At 69.4% G+C, this 15,449-nt stretch carries 16 protein-coding genes and 1 tRNA gene; 9 read left to right on the top strand and 8 right to left on the bottom strand.

Translation table 11 applies throughout. From position 1 onward, the window contains the following. Positions 1 to 36 precede the first annotated feature (36 nt). Positions 37 to 366 carry a DUF6344 domain-containing protein gene (locus tag ABD378_RS01610; RefSeq protein ID WP_344518434.1) on the bottom strand — a complete coding sequence of 110 codons (330 nt, stop codon included), beginning with the start codon at positions 364 to 366 and terminating at the stop codon, positions 37 to 39. 337 nt (positions 367 to 703) lie between these two features. Here ABD378_RS01610 and ABD378_RS01615 point away from each other — a divergent pair, with 337 nt between their 5' ends. Both ABD378_RS01615 and ABD378_RS01620 read left to right on the top strand, forming a co-directional pair. Continuing rightward, entirely contained in the window at positions 704 to 832 is a 129-nt protein-coding gene (locus ABD378_RS01615) for a DLW-39 family protein (RefSeq protein ID WP_003999697.1), read from the top strand. Between the two features lie 214 nt (positions 833 to 1,046). Beyond that, complete coding sequence (locus tag ABD378_RS01620) at positions 1,047 to 2,342, top strand: hypothetical protein (RefSeq protein ID WP_344518435.1); 1,296 nt, start codon at positions 1,047 to 1,049, stop codon at positions 2,340 to 2,342. Between the two features lie 12 nt (positions 2,343 to 2,354). On the opposite strand, the gene ABD378_RS01625 is transcribed toward ABD378_RS01620, so the two are convergent. Next, complete coding sequence (locus ABD378_RS01625) at positions 2,355 to 3,719, bottom strand: serine/threonine-protein kinase (protein WP_344518436.1); 1,365 nt, start codon at positions 3,717 to 3,719, stop codon at positions 2,355 to 2,357. Between the two features lie 49 nt (positions 3,720 to 3,768). Continuing rightward, entirely contained in the window at positions 3,769 to 4,317 is a 549-nt protein-coding gene (locus ABD378_RS01630; protein WP_160506124.1) for a helix-turn-helix domain-containing protein, read from the bottom strand. 182 nt (positions 4,318 to 4,499) lie between these two features. On the opposite strand from ABD378_RS01630, the gene ABD378_RS01635 reads away from it, so the two are divergent. Both ABD378_RS01635 and ABD378_RS01640 read left to right on the top strand, forming a co-directional pair. Next, a tRNA-Ala gene (locus ABD378_RS01635) sits at positions 4,500 to 4,572 on the top strand. A 103-nt stretch (positions 4,573 to 4,675) separates the two neighbouring features. Continuing rightward, positions 4,676 to 6,541 (top strand): tyrosine-type recombinase/integrase, encoded by a 1,866-nt coding sequence (locus ABD378_RS01640; protein WP_344518437.1) that lies wholly within the window; start codon positions 4,676 to 4,678, stop codon positions 6,539 to 6,541. A gap of 73 nt (positions 6,542 to 6,614) precedes the next feature. Here the strand turns inward: ABD378_RS01640 and ABD378_RS01645 are convergent, their stop codons facing one another. The 5 genes from ABD378_RS01645 to ABD378_RS01665 all read right to left on the bottom strand — a co-directional run bounded on the left by ABD378_RS01645 (position 6,615) and on the right by ABD378_RS01665 (position 10,904). Beyond that, positions 6,615 to 6,956: an STAS domain-containing protein gene (locus ABD378_RS01645; RefSeq protein WP_344518439.1), complete on the bottom strand. Its 342-nt coding sequence runs from the start codon at positions 6,954 to 6,956 to the stop codon at positions 6,615 to 6,617. Positions 6,957 to 6,972: 16 nt separating this feature from the next. Then, positions 6,973 to 7,257 (bottom strand): MarR family transcriptional regulator, encoded by a 285-nt coding sequence (locus ABD378_RS01650; RefSeq protein WP_344518440.1) that lies wholly within the window; start codon positions 7,255 to 7,257, stop codon positions 6,973 to 6,975. A 707-nt stretch (positions 7,258 to 7,964) separates the two neighbouring features. Further along, the gene (locus tag ABD378_RS01655; protein ID WP_344518441.1) at positions 7,965 to 8,954 is read right to left on the bottom strand and encodes an L-threonylcarbamoyladenylate synthase; all 990 of its coding nucleotides are present in this window, start codon (positions 8,952 to 8,954) and stop codon (positions 7,965 to 7,967) included. A 132-nt stretch (positions 8,955 to 9,086) separates the two neighbouring features. After that, a complete protein-coding gene (locus ABD378_RS01660; protein ID WP_344518442.1) occupies positions 9,087 to 9,728 on the bottom strand; it encodes a carbonic anhydrase in 642 nt (213 codons plus the stop codon). 816 nt (positions 9,729 to 10,544) lie between these two features. After that, positions 10,545 to 10,904, bottom strand: a complete 360-nt coding sequence (locus ABD378_RS01665) for a hypothetical protein (RefSeq protein WP_344518443.1) — start codon at positions 10,902 to 10,904, stop codon at positions 10,545 to 10,547. Between the two features lie 628 nt (positions 10,905 to 11,532). Here ABD378_RS01665 and ABD378_RS01670 point away from each other — a divergent pair. From ABD378_RS01670 to ABD378_RS01690, 5 genes are all read left to right on the top strand, one after another. Continuing rightward, positions 11,533 to 12,282 (top strand): DUF2786 domain-containing protein, encoded by a 750-nt coding sequence (locus ABD378_RS01670; protein WP_344518444.1) that lies wholly within the window; start codon positions 11,533 to 11,535, stop codon positions 12,280 to 12,282. Positions 12,283 to 12,349: 67 nt separating this feature from the next. Next, on the top strand, positions 12,350 to 12,592 hold the full coding sequence (locus ABD378_RS01675; protein ID WP_344518445.1) for a hypothetical protein: 243 nt from the start codon (positions 12,350 to 12,352) through the stop codon (positions 12,590 to 12,592). Between the two features lie 29 nt (positions 12,593 to 12,621). After that, a complete protein-coding gene (locus tag ABD378_RS01680; protein ID WP_344518446.1) occupies positions 12,622 to 13,086 on the top strand; it encodes a DUF6197 family protein in 465 nt (154 codons plus the stop codon). 93 nt (positions 13,087 to 13,179) lie between these two features. After that, positions 13,180 to 14,952, top strand: coding sequence for a ParB N-terminal domain-containing protein (locus ABD378_RS01685; protein WP_344518447.1), 1,773 nt, complete (start codon positions 13,180 to 13,182; stop codon positions 14,950 to 14,952). A gap of 66 nt (positions 14,953 to 15,018) precedes the next feature. Then, a complete protein-coding gene (locus ABD378_RS01690) occupies positions 15,019 to 15,441 on the top strand; it encodes a hypothetical protein (RefSeq protein WP_344518448.1) in 423 nt (140 codons plus the stop codon). Positions 15,442 to 15,449 lie beyond the last annotated feature (8 nt).

Consider the following 15,449-nt stretch of genomic DNA (forward strand, 5'->3'; position numbering starts at 1 on the left):
GGGCGGCGACGGCCGAGCAGCCGGCCGGAGCCGTGACTACGGCTCCGCGGCGAGCCCGCCCGGATGGACCTCGGCCTCAACGGCCGTCTCCGTGTCGTCCGTGGGGAGGTGGCGGCAGCTGGGCGATGATCCGTGGGCCTCGGCGCGGATGCGTTGCTTCATCGTGGGCGGCAGGGACCGTTCGTACGCTGCTGCCCAGTAGGCCGCCAGTGGTGCCGTCATGGTCGGCGCGCTCTTGCACGTTTCCGTGGCCTGCTGTACCGGCGTGGCCGCCGCTGCCGTCGTGGTGAATCCCAGCGTGGCGAAGAGTGCGAGGAAGGCGGTGATGAGCGTGGTCCACAGCTTCATGGCCTTGGTGCCGGTCATGGCTTCTCACTTTCGGGTTGGGCGATTTGCGTACTTTCCTCATGATGTGTATGTGGGGCCGAGAGTGGGGGACCGACGCTCGTGGCGCGTCGATGTTCAGATGAACACCACCCGGATGGCCGTAAAGGGCCCCTGAGGGGCCTGGGAGGGGGCCGGATGAGGTCAAGAGCGACGAACGTCACGGCGGGCCGTGAGGCGCCAAGGAGCGGCGGCACCCCGATTCGACTGCTGTGTTCGGGGCGGCAGTTGGGGTGGATCCAGGTCACCGATCGGTATCGATCGGTGTGTATAGTCGGGCTCTAGAGGTCCCTTACGTCAAGAAAGACGAGGTCGCGCGGTGAAGAAGCTTCTCTTGGTCGCACTGGCTGCCATCGGCGGGCTCCTCGTGTACCGCCAGATCCAGGCGGATCGCGCCGAGCAGGATCTGTGGACGGAGGCGACTGACTCCGTGCCCACGGGTTCGTGAGTACCGACAACAGTCTCTTTACAAGGCCCCGGTCGCTTCTGCGGCCGGGGCCTTGTGCTGTCCGGATCTCTCCGGCCTCTTGTCTTTGCTCACGCAAGTCCTCGACTTGCGTGAGCAAAGGTTGTCGCGTCTTCGTGGGGGCATGTGTGGCCGGGACGGCTGGGTCTTCGGGGAGGGGTGGCACGTGATGGGGCGGCTGCGCAGAGGACGGGCGATGTCGGCCGTGGGAGCGGCGCTGTGCGCGGTGATGGCGCTGCCGGGACAGGCCGCGGCGGGTACGCCGAGTCCGTACGCGTTCGCCGACGATGCCGTGCCGGTCGATGGCGCGAAGAACACCATGGGCAGTGTGAGACTCACGCCCGGGTCGACGTACAGGAGCTCCCTCCCGCGCGGCGGAAAGCTCTACTACCAGCTGCAACTCGACGCCAGAGAGACCGTGCACGTCTCGGCGACCGCTGTGCCCGGCCTCGACGCCGATGTCGCCTACGGGGATGGCGTCGAGGTGTCCCTACAGGACACGAACGGCAACAACTGCGACTCCGGAGACGCGCGATTCGGTACGTCGCAGAGCCCGCGGCCCATCACCGCCTGGGCGGCACGCGAGGTCGGGCCCGCCGAGAACCGGTGCAAGGTGGCAGGCACGTACTACGTAGTGGTCGAGCGGAACAGCGATCCCGGCTCCAGCACGGAGACGTGGGACACGGAGCTTCGTGTCGTCTCGGAGCCTGGAGTGGCGAAGACCGCCTCCACGACGCCGCCCGAGTCGTGGAACTCCGCCTCACCCACGCCTCCCAGCGGTACGCGCAAGGAATGCAGGGGAGGCACGGGATTCAACGATGCCCGGGCGCTGAGGGCGGGCGTCTGGGGCGACCGGATCGAGCCGGGCCAGACACTCTTCTACCGCGTACCGGTCGACTGGGGGCAGCAGATCTCCGCCGGCGCCGAGCTGGGCAGCGCGAGCGGGGGCGACGAGTACGTCACGTCGGCGCTCGTCATGTCACTGTCCAATCCCGTACGCGCACGCATCGACGACGCCGACACGGCATACGACGGCCGGCAGAAGACGACCGCGCTGGAACCACTGGCCCCCGTCGCGTACGAGAACCGCTACTCCCCGATCGACGGCGTGGCGGCCACGCGGTTCGCCGGGTGGTACTACCTCTCGGTCCATCTCAATCCGCAGGTCGCCCGGGAGTTCGGCGAGGGGCCGCTGGATCTGACGCTGCGGGTGAACGTCGACGGCGCGGCGAAGGCGGGGCCCGCGTACGTGGGGACGGCACGGCCCGCGGATCAGTTCAGCGTCACCGGTCAGGACAAAGAGGCGGCGGTGCGGGGCGAGACGGCTGCCGGGGGAGGGAGCGGGGGCAGTGGCGGGAGCGGTAGTGGCGGTACGGACGGCATGAAGCTGGTCGCCGCCGGGGGGTTCGGTGCCGGTTCCCTGCTGCTGGCGATCCTTGGCGTGTGGACGCTGATCGGGCGGCGGCGTGCGGCGGGGGGTAGCGCGACCTGAGCCGGCTCTGGGTCAGGAACTCTGGGTCAGGGCCCAGATGCCCACCGCGAAGCACGCCAGCGCGGCCAGCAGCATCGGGATCGCCACCTTCGGGGGCGGTCCCGGTCGTTTCTGCCGCCGCCGTCCCGGCCGGCTCTGGAGTGGAACCTGCGGGGCGTGAGCGGTGTATGGATAAGTAGGAGTGGATACGCGATGCACCGAGGGCGTCACGGACTGTGAGGGTTCGTGGGTCGGGAGGTGCATGGGGGCCTGAGCTGGGACCGGCACCGGGACCGGGGCCGGAACGGGGACCTGAAGCGGAGCCGGAGCTGGAGCCGGAGCTGGCACCTGGTGGGGGGAGGGGACGTGCGGAGACTGAGCAGGGAGCGGGGGTGGCGTCGCCGGCTGCTGCGGCGTGGCCTGCGGTGGTGGCGCCGGAGGGAAACTTCCCGTCTGCGGCACGGAGCGGGGCGGAGGCGGTACGGAGGGGGGAGCGAAGCCCGGCTGCGGCGGGGTCGTGAGGGGGCCGTCGGGGCCGAACCCCTGGGGGAGCGGGCCCAGTTGGTCGAAGATCTCGACGATCTCGTCGTCGGGCCCCGGCTCGGGCAGCAGCTCGGTGGCCGAGTTCAACGCCTTGCGCGCGCCCGTGGCGGTGCGGAACCGCGCGAGCGGGTCCGGCTGCAGAAGCGTGGCGACGACTTGCCACAGCGGTTCCGGCACGCCCCGCGGCGCCCTGGGTGTGCCGTGCGCGGCAAAGTGCTCGATCAGGGCCTTTGCGTCCGGCTTGGCGCCCTGCAGCAGATAGAGGGCGACCAGGCCGACGGCGAAGAGATCGGCGGTGAAGTCCGGCTCGGCACCCATCATTTGCTCAGGCGCGAAGTAGCCGGGCGTCCCCACCACGTAGTTGGTCTCGGTCAGCCGCGGCTCGCCCATCCGCATCGAGATGCCGAAGTCGGAGAGCCGCAGATGCGGACGCGCGATGCCGGTGGCCTCGAGCAGGATGTTGGCGGGCTTGATGTCACGGTGCACGACCCCCTCGGCATGCACCGCCGCGAGACCGGAGAGCAGCTGGTCCAGGAGCGTGCAGACCAGGCGGGGCGGCAGCGCACCGTAGTCCCCGATCACATGGGCCAGCGAGCCGCCGGCGACCAAAGCCATGGTGAACAGGACCTTGTCGTCGTCGGCGGCCCAGCTGGCGGGCGCGAGCACATGGGGGTGGTCGATCCGGAGCGCCTGCTCCCGCACGAAGCGCAACAGCGCGTGCGCGTCGCTCTGTTGCAGGACCTTGGCGGCCACATACCTGCGGCGCCGGTGGTCCCAGGCGCGCCAGACCGCTCCGACTCCCCCGCGGCCGACAGGGTCGACCAGTTCATAGCGGCCGGCGAAGACCTCACCCATGGTCGCGCATCGCTCCCCCTCCGGGCCGCCCGGTGGCCCGGCCGACGGCTCAGTTCTGGTGCGCCTCGTAGTGGGCGACCGCGTCCGCGGTGCGTCCGGCGCCGTACACCCGGAGGAACTCTGCCAGTTCCGGGTGGGTCGGGGCGAGGGAGTCCGCGGCATCGATGATGTCTCCCGCCGCCGCGACGGAGCGCAACAGTGACTGGATCTCGCGCACCACACGCTTCACCGTGGGCGCACCCGAACTCGTCGTCGACTGCGAGGTGTTGGTCAGGACGGAGCCGCCCTGGGACTTCTTGATCTCATCCATGCGGTCGGTGGCCTCGGCGGCGCTCACACTGCCGTCGGCGACCTGGCCCGCCAGCTCCTGGAGGAGCTGGACGCGCTGGACGACCGCGGGGTTGCCGATCTTGGCGCGCTGTCCGCTCATCAGCTGGGACAGCATGGGCGCGGACAGACCGAGGACGCCGGCGAGGCGTGCCTGGTTGAGGCCCAGATCATCGATGAGACGGCGGAAGAGCGCCCCCAGCGGCTCCCCGTACCAGTTCCGCTGGAGCTCTCGTGCTCTCGCGGTCGTCTCTTGTTGTGCGGCGTCCATTGCGTCTCCCCATCGCTTCCCCAAAAACCGTGGTTCGCTGCCGCGAACCACGCCGAGCATCTTACGGAGCGTGGTCGTTCACCGGGACCCCCAATCCTTTTGCGAGATCCGGGGGGTGACCCGGTACTCTGGTCTGCGTTGCTCACCGGAGCGAGGTTCTTCCGGCTGGGCGCACCCTTTTCGGGGCCTTAGCTCAGTTGGTAGAGCGCTGCCTTTGCAAGGCAGATGTCAGGAGTTCGAATCTCCTAGGCTCCACATCGAGAGAGGCCCTCTGACCAGCGGAAATGCTGGTCAGAGGGCCTCTCTGTGTTTGTAACGTCAACACCGTGTCAACACCGACCTGTCGTACGGTCCCCTCGTGGCATCGATCAAGACGCGGGAAAAAAGGGACGGAACGGCGAGCTTCACCGTGCTGTGGCGTGCTGGCGGCGCGCGGAACGCCAAGCAGGAGTCGGAGGTGTTCAGCGATGAACGAGCCGCTGAGCGCTTCAAGGACCTGGTGAACGGACATGGTCAGCAGTGGCCCCCCGGGTGGGTGCGCGGGCAAGGGTTCATCGCTGACCAACGTCGGCCCGGCACCATGTTCGAAGCCTTCGCGCTCGCCTACGTCGACCGGCTCACCGGCATTCAGGGCGATACGCGCAGTAAGTACAAAACGCGAATACGCACCAATATGGTGCCTTGGTTCGGGCCCTACTCCGTGGAAGACGGCGAGGGCGCCATCGTCCGAGAGATGGTGCAGGACTGGGTCAATGACCTGGAGGCTGGGCGGCCCGCCCCTCTTGACCCTTCGGACCGTAAGCCCCGAACGAAGTACAAGCCGAAGACCGTCCAGAACGAGCATGGCTTGCTGTCCTCGATCCTCCAGGCAGCCGTTGACGCGGAACCGTCACTGCGCGCTTCCAACCCGTGCGCTAAGACGCGTCTCCCCCGGCTCGATGGAGCAGAGGACGAGGAAGAGATGGTCTTCCTTGAGCGTGAGGAGTGGGCTTGGCTGCACGAATGTCTCGCTGAGGACGCCAAGGATCTTGGAGAGACCATCGCGGAGACCGGATTCCGGTGGGGCGAGGCCACCGCGCTCCAGCCCCGGGACCTCCGCCGACGCAATGGCCGCCCTGCCATCCGTGTTCAGCGGGCATGGAAGAAGGACGAGGACGGCAAGTCCGTGCTCGGCGCCCCAAAGACCCGGAAGTCGCGCCGGACCATCGTCATCACCCAAAAGCTGGACCGGATGCTACGGCGCCGTGCGAAGGGGCTGGCTCCTGATGCGCTGATCTTCACCGGCCCCGAAGGCGGCAAGTGGGACCCCGGGACCTTCCGCCGCCTTCGCTGGTTGCCCGCGATCGAGCTGGCTGCGGAGAAGTACGGTCTCATCAAGCGACCGCGCATCCACGACCTCCGCCACTCCCATGCGTCGTGGCTCATCGCTGCGAAGGTGCCGCTGCCGGCGATCCAGGGGCGGCTTGGGCACGAGTCCATCACCACCACTGTGGACCGCTACGGCCACCTCCTGGATGCCCTGGACGACGAAGTCATGGCCGCAGTCGAGTGGGCCATGGATCCGACGGCCCCGCTGCCTGGCTTCCTGGAGCGCTCCGGCCTGGCGTCCGCCACGGACGAACTCCCGAACGTGCCCCGCCAGCACTCTGGGCGGGCCCAGGAGAGCTGGAAGGCCGCCAGCGACACGCCACAGGACGGCGCGGAGCACGGAGACGAGCCTGTCTTCGTTGTCACGCTGGGCGGCCGGGAGCTGCCGTTCGCAGACCGCCAGCACGCTCAGGACGTTGCCGACCAGTGGACCGACGACCACCAGGACGAGATCGTGGCCATGCGGGCAGACGGCTGGTCAGAAGAGAAGATCGCCCACCGCGGAGCCCTCGGGCCGGAGGAACGCGAGCGGTGGACCGGCGGCGGCGCCGTCTGGACCCGGATGCCGGAGAGACAGTTCGTGTACTCCGCTCTGGCGTCGTACGAAGCTGATGGCACCTTGACGTACGAGCCGCTTCCCGTGAGTAGCCGGTGGACGTGGGAGTTCGAGCACGACGGCTTCACTACGCGGTCCGCCGAGTTCCGGATCGAGTTTCGCCCAGGCGGCAGCACAGAGGCGCAAGCCCGGGGAATCAATAGGTCGGCCGTGTTCCGGGCCTTTGAGCAGGCTCGGGTGGAAGCTCTGGAGGTGTCCGTCAAGCACCCAGACGCTGCCCGCACGAGCACGCCGACATGACGCCGGTACAGCGGTCGGTCATGGCGACCTTGCACCTAGCGCAAGTATGGCGAGCCGCTGGAACGTCCTGGTCTCACTGCGCTCGGAGGGGCAGCCGGTGTTGCAGGCCAGCCAGTGCGATGGCCTCGTCGGCGATGGTTCCGGTCCAGGGGATGGAGATGTTGATGCCGACCGCGTTGAGTGCTTGGCAGATGCCCAGCAGAGTGAACAGGCCGGCGTTGTCGCAGTAGGTGAGGGCGGACAGGTCCAGCAGCAGCCGGGTGTGATCGTCACGGCGGGAGGCCGTCTGCGCGATGACCTCGCTCAGCAGGACGGTGGTGTGGGAGTCCAGCTCGCCGGACAGGCAGATCATCACCGCATATGGGCTCGCCTGCACTGGGCGGAGCACCAGCCGGGGGTCGGTGTCGTCCTGCATGAACGTGTTTCCCCCGTCAGGCCGGGGGCGGGGCGGTGCCCGCTTTTCGGTTGTCGTGGATCTCCACGAGGGCGCGCACCGAGATCCCGGCCTCAGCCGGATGTCGGAACGTCCCTTCCAAGTGCAGCGTGTACTGATTGCGCCGCCCCACCCGTTGCCGGTGTAGGTAGCCCGCCTGTTCCAGGTCGGCCACGACGGCCTGGGCCGTGCGCTCAGATATCCGGCAGGTGGCCGCCACCTGCCGCAGCGTGAGCGTCGGGTCCCGTGCAATGACCAGCAGCACCCGCGCATGGCTGGTCAAGAACGTCCACCCTCCGGCTTTATTGACCATGTATTCACCGCCCCTCGCTCGCCGCCGACGCCTCGTCTCGCGGTCACCGGCCCGGCAATGCCGGAACTCTTCCTCGTATATCTTCGCGCGTCGGGGAGGCGGGCGTTGCCGTTTTGCGATGGTTCGGGGCCGGCGGGAGAAGGCGCCGGGTTCGCGGGCATGCCGCGCCGCGGGCGGGAAAGAGGAGAAGTGTGCCGGCCGCCGCCGTGATGTGCGACGGCGGCCGGAGCGCGAGGGCGGAGGCTCCCTCCCCTCAGCCCTTGCGCAACGTGCCCTCCCAGCGCCGTGCAAGGCTGCGGAATGTGCCTCGCCGGGCGCGTCGGAGGGCAGTGGTTGGAGCCGCGTTGTCGGTGATGCGGCTCCACCGGCCACGAAAGTTCAGTCACGGCTCGAGCCCGGGAGCCTGCAGTGTGGGCCCAAGCCCAACGTCACCTGAGCTGAGAGTAGAAGGAAGCCGGGTTGAAAGGAAGCGGGGGATGTCCCGCGCTGCTCAGCTGGCTCGGGCCACTTCCCGTCCAGGGCCCGCCGCACCGTCCGCTCGTGCAATGGCCAGCAGCACGCGGGCATGGTTGGTGAGGAAGTCCCACCCTCCGGTCTGCTGGCCCGCGATCAGCTCTGCCCCTTCGACTTCACCAAAAGTGATCACGCGGCCGGGTCGTCCTCGATCCGGCGTGTGTTCACCTGCTCCCGGTCTCGGAGGGCCGGGGCCCCGCAGCGCGGCGGAGCCGGTTGCCGATCGCGAGTCCCAGCCCCTCCTCCGCCGGCAAGGACGCGACGATGAGGTCGCACCCTTGCTGGTCGAGCTCGCGCAGGGACCCGTACAGCCCGCGCGCGTAGGCGCCCAGCGAAGCGGGGACCGTCACCACGGCGTGTGCCTTCACCGGAGCGTCGGCGAAGGAGGCGGGCAGGAAGACGCCCACTTGGTGCCCCAGCTCCTGCGCCAACTCCGCTTCGGCGACGACCTTCTCCGGCTCGACGAGGACGACCCGTGCACGCGGCGCGTAGTGGGACGGATGCTGGCCCGGCACCCGAACAGGGCTCGTCGAGGGAACCGCGAGCGGGCACCCCAGCACCGCTTCGAGGTCCTCGCCGGTCACCCCACCGGGCCGCAGGATGCTCGGAATCTCGCCCGTGGCGTCGACGATGGTCGACTCGACGCCGACCTCGCAGGAGCCGCCGTCCAACACGAAGTCGACCCCGTCACCGAGCTCGGCACGGACGTGATCCGCATTCGTGGGGCTGACCGAGCCGAAGCGGTTGGCGGACGGAGCCGTAACACCGCCGCCGAAGGCCGACAGCAGTGCGAGTGCGACGGGGTGGTCGGGCACGCGCACGGCCACCGTCTCCAGGCCCGCCGTCGCTTCAAGAGGAGCGCGGGGACCGCGCCGCAGGACCAGAGTGAGGGGCCCCGGCCAGAAGTGTTCGGCCAGCAGGCGCGCCGTCGCGGGCACGCCCTCGACCCAGTCGTCCAGGTGCTCCGCGCCGCCCATGTGGACGATCAGAGGGTGGGAGGGCGGACGCCCCTTGACCTGGAAGATGCGCGCGACGGCGGCGGGGTCCTCGGCGTTGGCGCCCAGACCGTAGACGGTTTCGGTCGGGAGGGCCACCAGGCCGCCGGCGCGCAGCACACTGGCCGCCTTCTCGATGTCACGGGTTCGTGCGGTCACCCTCGCGATTCTTCCACTGTTCCGCTCGCCGCATTCCGTGGGCCGGGCAGCTCGTCGACGCATGATGACGAGCCAAGGCCGACGGCACCGCGCGGGCCCGCCCGTACGACGGGGGCAGGCCCGCAGCGGGTACTACCGTGCGGAGGCGGCGGCCTTGCTCAGGCCGTGGGAGGCGACCAGCTGCGCGCTGCCGTCGGCCAGTCGGTAGGACAGCCCCACCACGGCGAGGCGGCCGGCGGCCACCCGCTCGGCCAGGACGCGGGAGCGGTCAAGGAGCAGGTCGACGGTGTGCCGGATGTGCTCGTGGAGGATCTCCTCGTCCTGGCCGCGTCCGGCGGCGCGGGCCGCCAGCACGCTCGGGGTCACCCGCTCGACGACGTCACGGACGAAACCGGCGGGCGCCCGGCCGCCGTCGGCGGCCTCCTTGGCTGCCGCAATGGCCCCGCACGAGTCATGGCCCAGGACCACGACCAGCGGGCAGTCCAGCACGCTCACCCCGTACTCGATGCTGCCCAGCACCTCCGAACCGACCACATGCCCAGCCGTGCGGACCACGAACAAATCACCCAGCCCCCGGTCGAAGATGATCTCGGCGGCCAGCCGGGAATCGGAGCACCCGAACATCACCGCGAAGGGGCTCTGCCCCGGTGCGGTCTCGGTACGGCGCGCGGCGTCCTGATTGGGATGCTCCGGCGAGCCGGTGACGAACCGCTGGTTGCCTACCAGCAGCATCTCGAAGGCATCATCGGGAGTCGGCGTCAGTGTCTCAGTCATGGCCGCAGGCTATGTGACGCCGAAAGCAGCGGGCTCGGCCAGGCAACCTGTCGGAAGCCGACACGGGATTGACCGGACTCGGAGGTCCGGACGAATGGTGAATGCGCGCCAGGCAAAGGTCGCGGCTGGCACCGGAAGCTGACCCCGGCCGAGCGGGACCAGGCGCCGTTTGTGAGTTTGGCCGCGCCGTATCACCAAAGACTCAGGGGCCTGCCTGCCGCCATCGCTGCCTCGATGCGGGCTCCGATCTCTATCCCGGACTCACAGCGTTCCCTGCCGGCGCGGATCGCGGCTCCGATGGCGCGGGAGCGTCCGGCCGGGCCGCGGAGGTCCGCGAGGGGGCTGCCCGGGTCTCTGCGGCGGGCCAGCCATTCGGCGCGGTTCTCCGCCGCTGTGCCCATCCGGAGGTGCGTTGGTTGCTGGCAGGAGTGGTTGTCGCAGGTGTGGCACACGGTGGGGCTATCGGTTCCCCAACCCAGTCGCGGGATGACGCCGTGCGCGAGTTGGTACCCGTACAGGTGGCCCGGCACTGTGCCGCGTCGTGTCCTGCCCGGCCGTGAGGCAGCCCTGAAACTGGCGTGGCCGGTGCTGGAGATCCCGCCGAAGAAGAACCAGCAGTCCGCGGTTGACGAGGTGCGGTAGACCTTGTCCCAGTACCGGGCCTGAACGGACTTGTCGGCCAGCCAGGTCGCCCACTCAACCGCCGGTATGCGAACAGGCGTTGGCTCACCGATGAGGGCAAGCTGCTCATCAACGTGAACGGGCCCGGACCCGTTCACCGCGGCGAGCGGGAAGAGTCCGGGCCCGAGGCCGTTCTCAGGCGGCATCAGCCCGGCTGCTGTCCGCCGTGACGACCGGGGCCGGGTTGCCCGAGGCCGAGGAAGCCGCGTCCGCCGCATCCGTCCGAGGCTTACGGGCCCGTGTGGGACGGGGCCGCTCGGCGCGGGCCCGCAGCGCTTCGATGATCTCCTTCGCCCGAGCGGCGGTAACAGGCTTCGCCTCGCGTTCCAGCTCCTCCGCCGGGACGCCCAGCAGTTCCGAGACCAACTCGGCGTCGTTGTCGAACAGCCGCAGGACTACAGCAGCAGCCTCCCGCGCCATGACGTCGGCCTCCTCCTTCGCCTTAGTCGCCTTCACGGCGGCCTCACGCGCGGTCAGCGCGTTCGCGGCGGCCATTTCCCGCGTCTTCGCCTTCAGAGCTTCAGCAGCGCGAACCCGCCGCCGCAGCTCCGACGCGCTCACCGGTCCTGCCGAATTGGTGCTCACCCGTGCCCCCAGTTCTGTTCGAAATTACTGCTCGTTGCGCGCACCGTAGGCACAGGTCCGCGGACATCTCGAACCACCAGTTCGTTGAGTGCCGGCCAGAGCGAAAGGCAGCCTCCGGCGGGTCCTCTCTCGGAGGGGGTGGGGGCTGGTCGGTCGGGTGCGGGAGCGTTGTGGTGCGGGTGAAGGCGGGGTTCCCTCCTCGGCCGGACACCCAGGGGGCGTACCAGGGTTCCGGACACGGCGTCCAGGCCAAGCCGCTACGCGGTCGCTACGCGAGCCAGGACACCGCGCCCGGAACCCTGGTACGGCGGAGCTGTCCGACCGAGGAGGGAACCCCGCCCAGGCCCGTTGTGGCTGGGCCCGGCCGAGCGGATGCGGGCCGATGGTGGCGAGAAAAGGCCAGGTCAGAGCCCTTATCCGGGTTGACCCCACCCCTGTAACGTGGTTTAATTAGTGATGTCGGAAGGGGAGGGCAACCCCCGACCGGCACCGGTAGGCCGACCGGCCGCCGACAACCTCTCTCACCAGGAGCAGAGCAATGGGAACTCCCCAGGCTGACGTGAACCCCAAGCTGGCCACCATTCAGGCCCTGCTCGCCAAGGCCGAGCACCCCGCAACTCCCGAGGCGGAAGCCGAGAATGCCCGTGAGCGGGCGATGGAGATGATGGCGAAGTATGGCGTTGACGAGGCCCTGTTGAGCGATGGCCAGCCGTCGCGCGACGGGATTACGGACCGCTACGTCGACCTCCCCAACCCGTGGGCCATGTCCCGCGTCCGCCTCATGTGCTTCATAGCGGATTCCGTCGGATGCAAGGCCGCCCACATGGGTGTGCAGGGCACGGGGGGCGTGCGCCGCGTCCACCTCATCGGGTACGAGTCCGACGTTCAGCGTGCCGAGATCCTTTACACCTCCCTCGTTCTCCAGATGCTCGGCGGACTCGGCGCACAGATCGTCCCGTTCGGCGTCCGCAGTGCGCGAGCGTGGCGGAACTCGTGGCAGCTCGGTTTCATCGAGCGCGTCACTGATCGGCTCGAAGCGATCGAGAAGGCCGCCCGCGCCGCAGCAAGCGGGGAGACCTCGGCCACCGGCCGCAGCGGCGAACTCGTGCTTGCCGACCGTGCGGCCATGGTCGAGTCCGCATTTCGTCAGGAGCACCCGCGAACCCGGACGAGGGGCGGTTCGTACAGCGGCAGCGGGTACGGCGACGGGGCCGCCGCAGGCGACCGCGCCGACATTGGAGGTACCCGCCGCATCGGTGCCAGGGCGGCCGGAGCACTCGCAGTCTGACCGCGCATCCCGGCCGGGGCGGCAGCCCGCCGCCCCGGCCCCCGCCCCAAGCGCCGAGGAGCCCCGCATGTACATGGAATGGGCCAGGTTCGCCAAGGCCGACGAGGACGGCCGCCACTACTTCCAGATCTACAGCTTCCCCCAGGAGTGGGCCGCCGCGACCCCGAAGGTCCCCGGCACCGGCCGGATCAGCGAAGCCGCCGCTCTTGCCTACTCGATCATCTGCGCGTCCGGGTGGCAGTGGCAGACGCCGTGTCACTGCGTCGAGTGCACAATCACGGCCAAGTCCGGCCAGCGCAGCAGCGCTTGACCGTCACTAACCACCGCCAGGAGGAAACGATGCCGTCCCGGAAGCCGCACGCCACCCCCGCCCGCATCCTCACGGCCGCCGCCGTCCACATCGAACGCGTCGGGCTCTACCAGGGTGACCACCTCTGGCAGCCGGGTCGGATGGGCGACACCGCCCCGTGCACCGTGCTGCACGCGTGGGAACGCGGCGTGCGCTCCGTGCGGCCCTGCTGGTCCGTAAGCGGTGAACCGTGGAACATCTTCCAACGCGCCCTGTTCGACTCCCTTGTGGTGCTCAGCAACCACATCAACGGCCGCCCCGTGTCCGGCGTCCGGTGGCGAAAGCTGAAGCTGTCCGAGGGCGCCTACCGGCGCACCCTCCTGTGGTGCTGGGGGGATGAGCCCGAGCGGACCACCGCCGAGGCCGCCGCGATGATCCGCGCCGCCGCAGCCCTGCACCCAAGTGACGGCGATCACGGTATCCCCGGTTGCCCCACCGTTAAGAACATGGTTTAATTAATGGTGTCGGAAGGGGGAGGGCAACCCCCCGACCGGCACCTTCACCGGGCCGAACGGCCCGACGAACTCTCACCAGAAAGAGAAGGACCGATGACGAACACCAAGACCCAGGCCGGCGTCCAGACCGCCCCTGCCCCGTGGCGGACCCTCGCGGTCGCCGAGCTGGCCGCGCACCCCGGCAACGTCCGCGAGGTCGAGGCCCCGGCTGATCTGCTGGCCGACGTGAAGGACAACGGCGTCGTGGAGCCGCTGTGCGTTGTGCGCACCAACGGCGACGTGCCGCAGATCATCGACGGGTTCCAGCGGCTGGCCGCCGCCGTCGCCGCAGGGCTGGAGACCGTGCCGGTCACGCCCCGCCCCGTCATCCGGATCGACGCGCTCACCCCGCACGCGAAGAACGCCCGTGAAGATCTCGACCTCAACGCGCCGTTCGTGGAATCGCTCCGCGCCGAGGGGTGCCGCATCCCCGTCAAGATCCAGCGGCTCGACGGCGGAGTCCTCCAGGTCAACGACGGAAACCGCCGCTACCACGCAGCGATGGACGCGGGCCTTACCCACCTGCCGTACGAGTGGGAGGACGACGACCGCGACGCGGCCGGGCAGTTCCTCGACATGATCACGACCGCTCAGCACCGTAAGAGCCTCACCACGTCCGAGATGAACCAGGCCATGTTCAGCGCCGCCGAAGCGGGCGCGCAGGTCGGCCGCATCGCCAAAGCCGCAGGCGTTCGACAGAAGGACGTCAAGACGCTGGTCAAGGTCAGGTCCGACGAGAAGCTGAGCGCCGCCGCCAGTGGCGCGGGCAGCTACGAGTGGACGTTCGAGCACCTGGCCGCGCTCTCGGAGTTCGCCGACGACGCCGAAGCGCTCGCCGCGATCACCGAGGCCGCCGCCGAGGACGACGCCGACGAGGGAGACGTTGACTGGGCCATTGCCATCGAGCGGACCAAGCGAGACAAGCGGATCAAGGCCGAGGCGCACCGCGCGGAGCTGGAGACGGCCGGGCAAAAGATCAGGGACGCCGAGGAGCTGTCCGAGCGGGCTATGCCCGTGTGGCGACTGCGCGGCATCAGCACCGAGGAGCACGCCGAGTGCAAGGGGCAGGTGTGGGTGTTCGACGAGCGGCGGGGCGATCGGTACGAGCCCTACTGCTCCGCCCCCGGCCTGTACGGGCACACGGTGCCCGAGGGCAGCAGCGGCACCGGCGGCACGAAGACCGCCGCCCAGGTGGAGGCCGAGCGCGCCGCCCGCGCCGCCGTGAAGAAGGGGAACATCGACTGGGACGCGGCCGAGGCCCTGCGCCGGAAGTGGATCACCGACCTGATCAAGCGGCGCAACCTCCCCAAGACCACGACCAACACCCTGATCTGGCACGTGAATAATGCTCTGCTGAACGGCAGTTGGGGAATCTGCGACGACCTGAACAAGGAGCCGACGACCGAGATCCTGGCCGCCTTCCTGGGCCTGAACGCCGAGCAGGCCAAGGATCGGGGCAGCTTCGCCGGGCACGTCGCCAAGGACCCGCGCCGGGCCCCGCAGCTCCAGTTCGCCGCCATTGCCGCCGTACGGGAGAAGTGCGCGAACCGGTCGGCGTGGAGGACGGACAGCCAGCGCGCCCCGTGGACGCGGAAGCCCACCGGCCGGTGGTTCCAGGTGCTCGCGTCCCTCGGGTACCCGCTCACGCCCATTGAGCAGTCGGTTGTGGACGATGAGCCCTACGACCCGTCGAAGAAGAAGCCTCGCGCGATCACTTCCGGCAGTGAGCCGGAGGCCGAGCAGGAGCCCGGCACTGACGAGGAGGCGGGCGAGCCGGAGGCCGAAGAGGCCGACGACCCGGCCAGCGACGACGAAGCCGCCGCCTAACCACCTCAGCCGCCCGGCGCCGGGGGCGGGAACTCCCCGCCCCCGGCCACCCCCTGGAGCCCCACTGTGACCCGTACAGCTCTGTTCGAGACCCACGCCGATGACCACGGTTGCGGATGCGTCCCCGCCCCCGCCGAGCCCGACCCCGGAACCACCGCCGACATCATGCAGGCCCGCGCCATCGCGGGCGGACTTGCGGAGTTCGGCATCGGGCCCGCCCGCTGGTCCGCCGCCTACGACCACGAGACCACCGCCGTCGTCCTGCGCGTGGACACCCCGCGCGGACTGTACGCACTCGCCATCCCGGACTCCGGCCAGCCGTTCCCCGTCCACCACCGGGGCGAACGCATCGGCGCGCTGGACTGCCGCCGCACGTACGGCACCGCCGACAGCTACACCGCCGCTCTGTTCGCCGCGTTCCTGCGCGACCGCGCCGCACTGGACATCCCCGTCCGGGATGTTTGCCCCGCATCGCAAAACATGGTTTAATTAATGGT

Source organism: Streptomyces rectiviolaceus (assembly GCF_039533825.1).
Taxonomy (GTDB): domain Bacteria; phylum Actinomycetota; class Actinomycetes; order Streptomycetales; family Streptomycetaceae; genus Streptomyces; species Streptomyces rectiviolaceus.

Excerpts from the sequence above, each read along its gene's own strand:
- ABD378_RS01610 (WP_344518434.1), bottom strand. The coding sequence starts at position 366 with ATGACCGGCACCAAGGCCATGAAGCTGTGGACCACGCTCATCACCGCC.
- ABD378_RS01620 (WP_344518435.1), top strand. The coding sequence starts at position 1,047 with ATGTCGGCCGTGGGAGCGGCGCTGTGCGCGGTGATGGCGCTGCCGGGA.
- ABD378_RS01625 (WP_344518436.1), bottom strand. The coding sequence starts at position 3,719 with ATGGGTGAGGTCTTCGCCGGCCGCTATGAACTGGTCGACCCTGTCGGC.
- ABD378_RS01630 (WP_160506124.1), bottom strand. The coding sequence starts at position 4,317 with ATGGACGCCGCACAACAAGAGACGACCGCGAGAGCACGAGAGCTCCAG.
- ABD378_RS01645 (WP_344518439.1), bottom strand. The coding sequence starts at position 6,956 with ATGCAGGACGACACCGACCCCCGGCTGGTGCTCCGCCCAGTGCAGGCG.
- ABD378_RS01660 (WP_344518442.1), bottom strand. The coding sequence starts at position 9,728 with ATGACTGAGACACTGACGCCGACTCCCGATGATGCCTTCGAGATGCTG.
- ABD378_RS01665 (WP_344518443.1), bottom strand. The coding sequence starts at position 10,904 with ATGGCCGCCGCGAACGCGCTGACCGCGCGTGAGGCCGCCGTGAAGGCG.
- ABD378_RS01670 (WP_344518444.1), top strand. The coding sequence starts at position 11,533 with ATGGGAACTCCCCAGGCTGACGTGAACCCCAAGCTGGCCACCATTCAG.
- ABD378_RS01675 (WP_344518445.1), top strand. The coding sequence starts at position 12,350 with ATGTACATGGAATGGGCCAGGTTCGCCAAGGCCGACGAGGACGGCCGC.
- ABD378_RS01680 (WP_344518446.1), top strand. The coding sequence starts at position 12,622 with ATGCCGTCCCGGAAGCCGCACGCCACCCCCGCCCGCATCCTCACGGCC.
- ABD378_RS01685 (WP_344518447.1), top strand. The coding sequence starts at position 13,180 with ATGACGAACACCAAGACCCAGGCCGGCGTCCAGACCGCCCCTGCCCCG.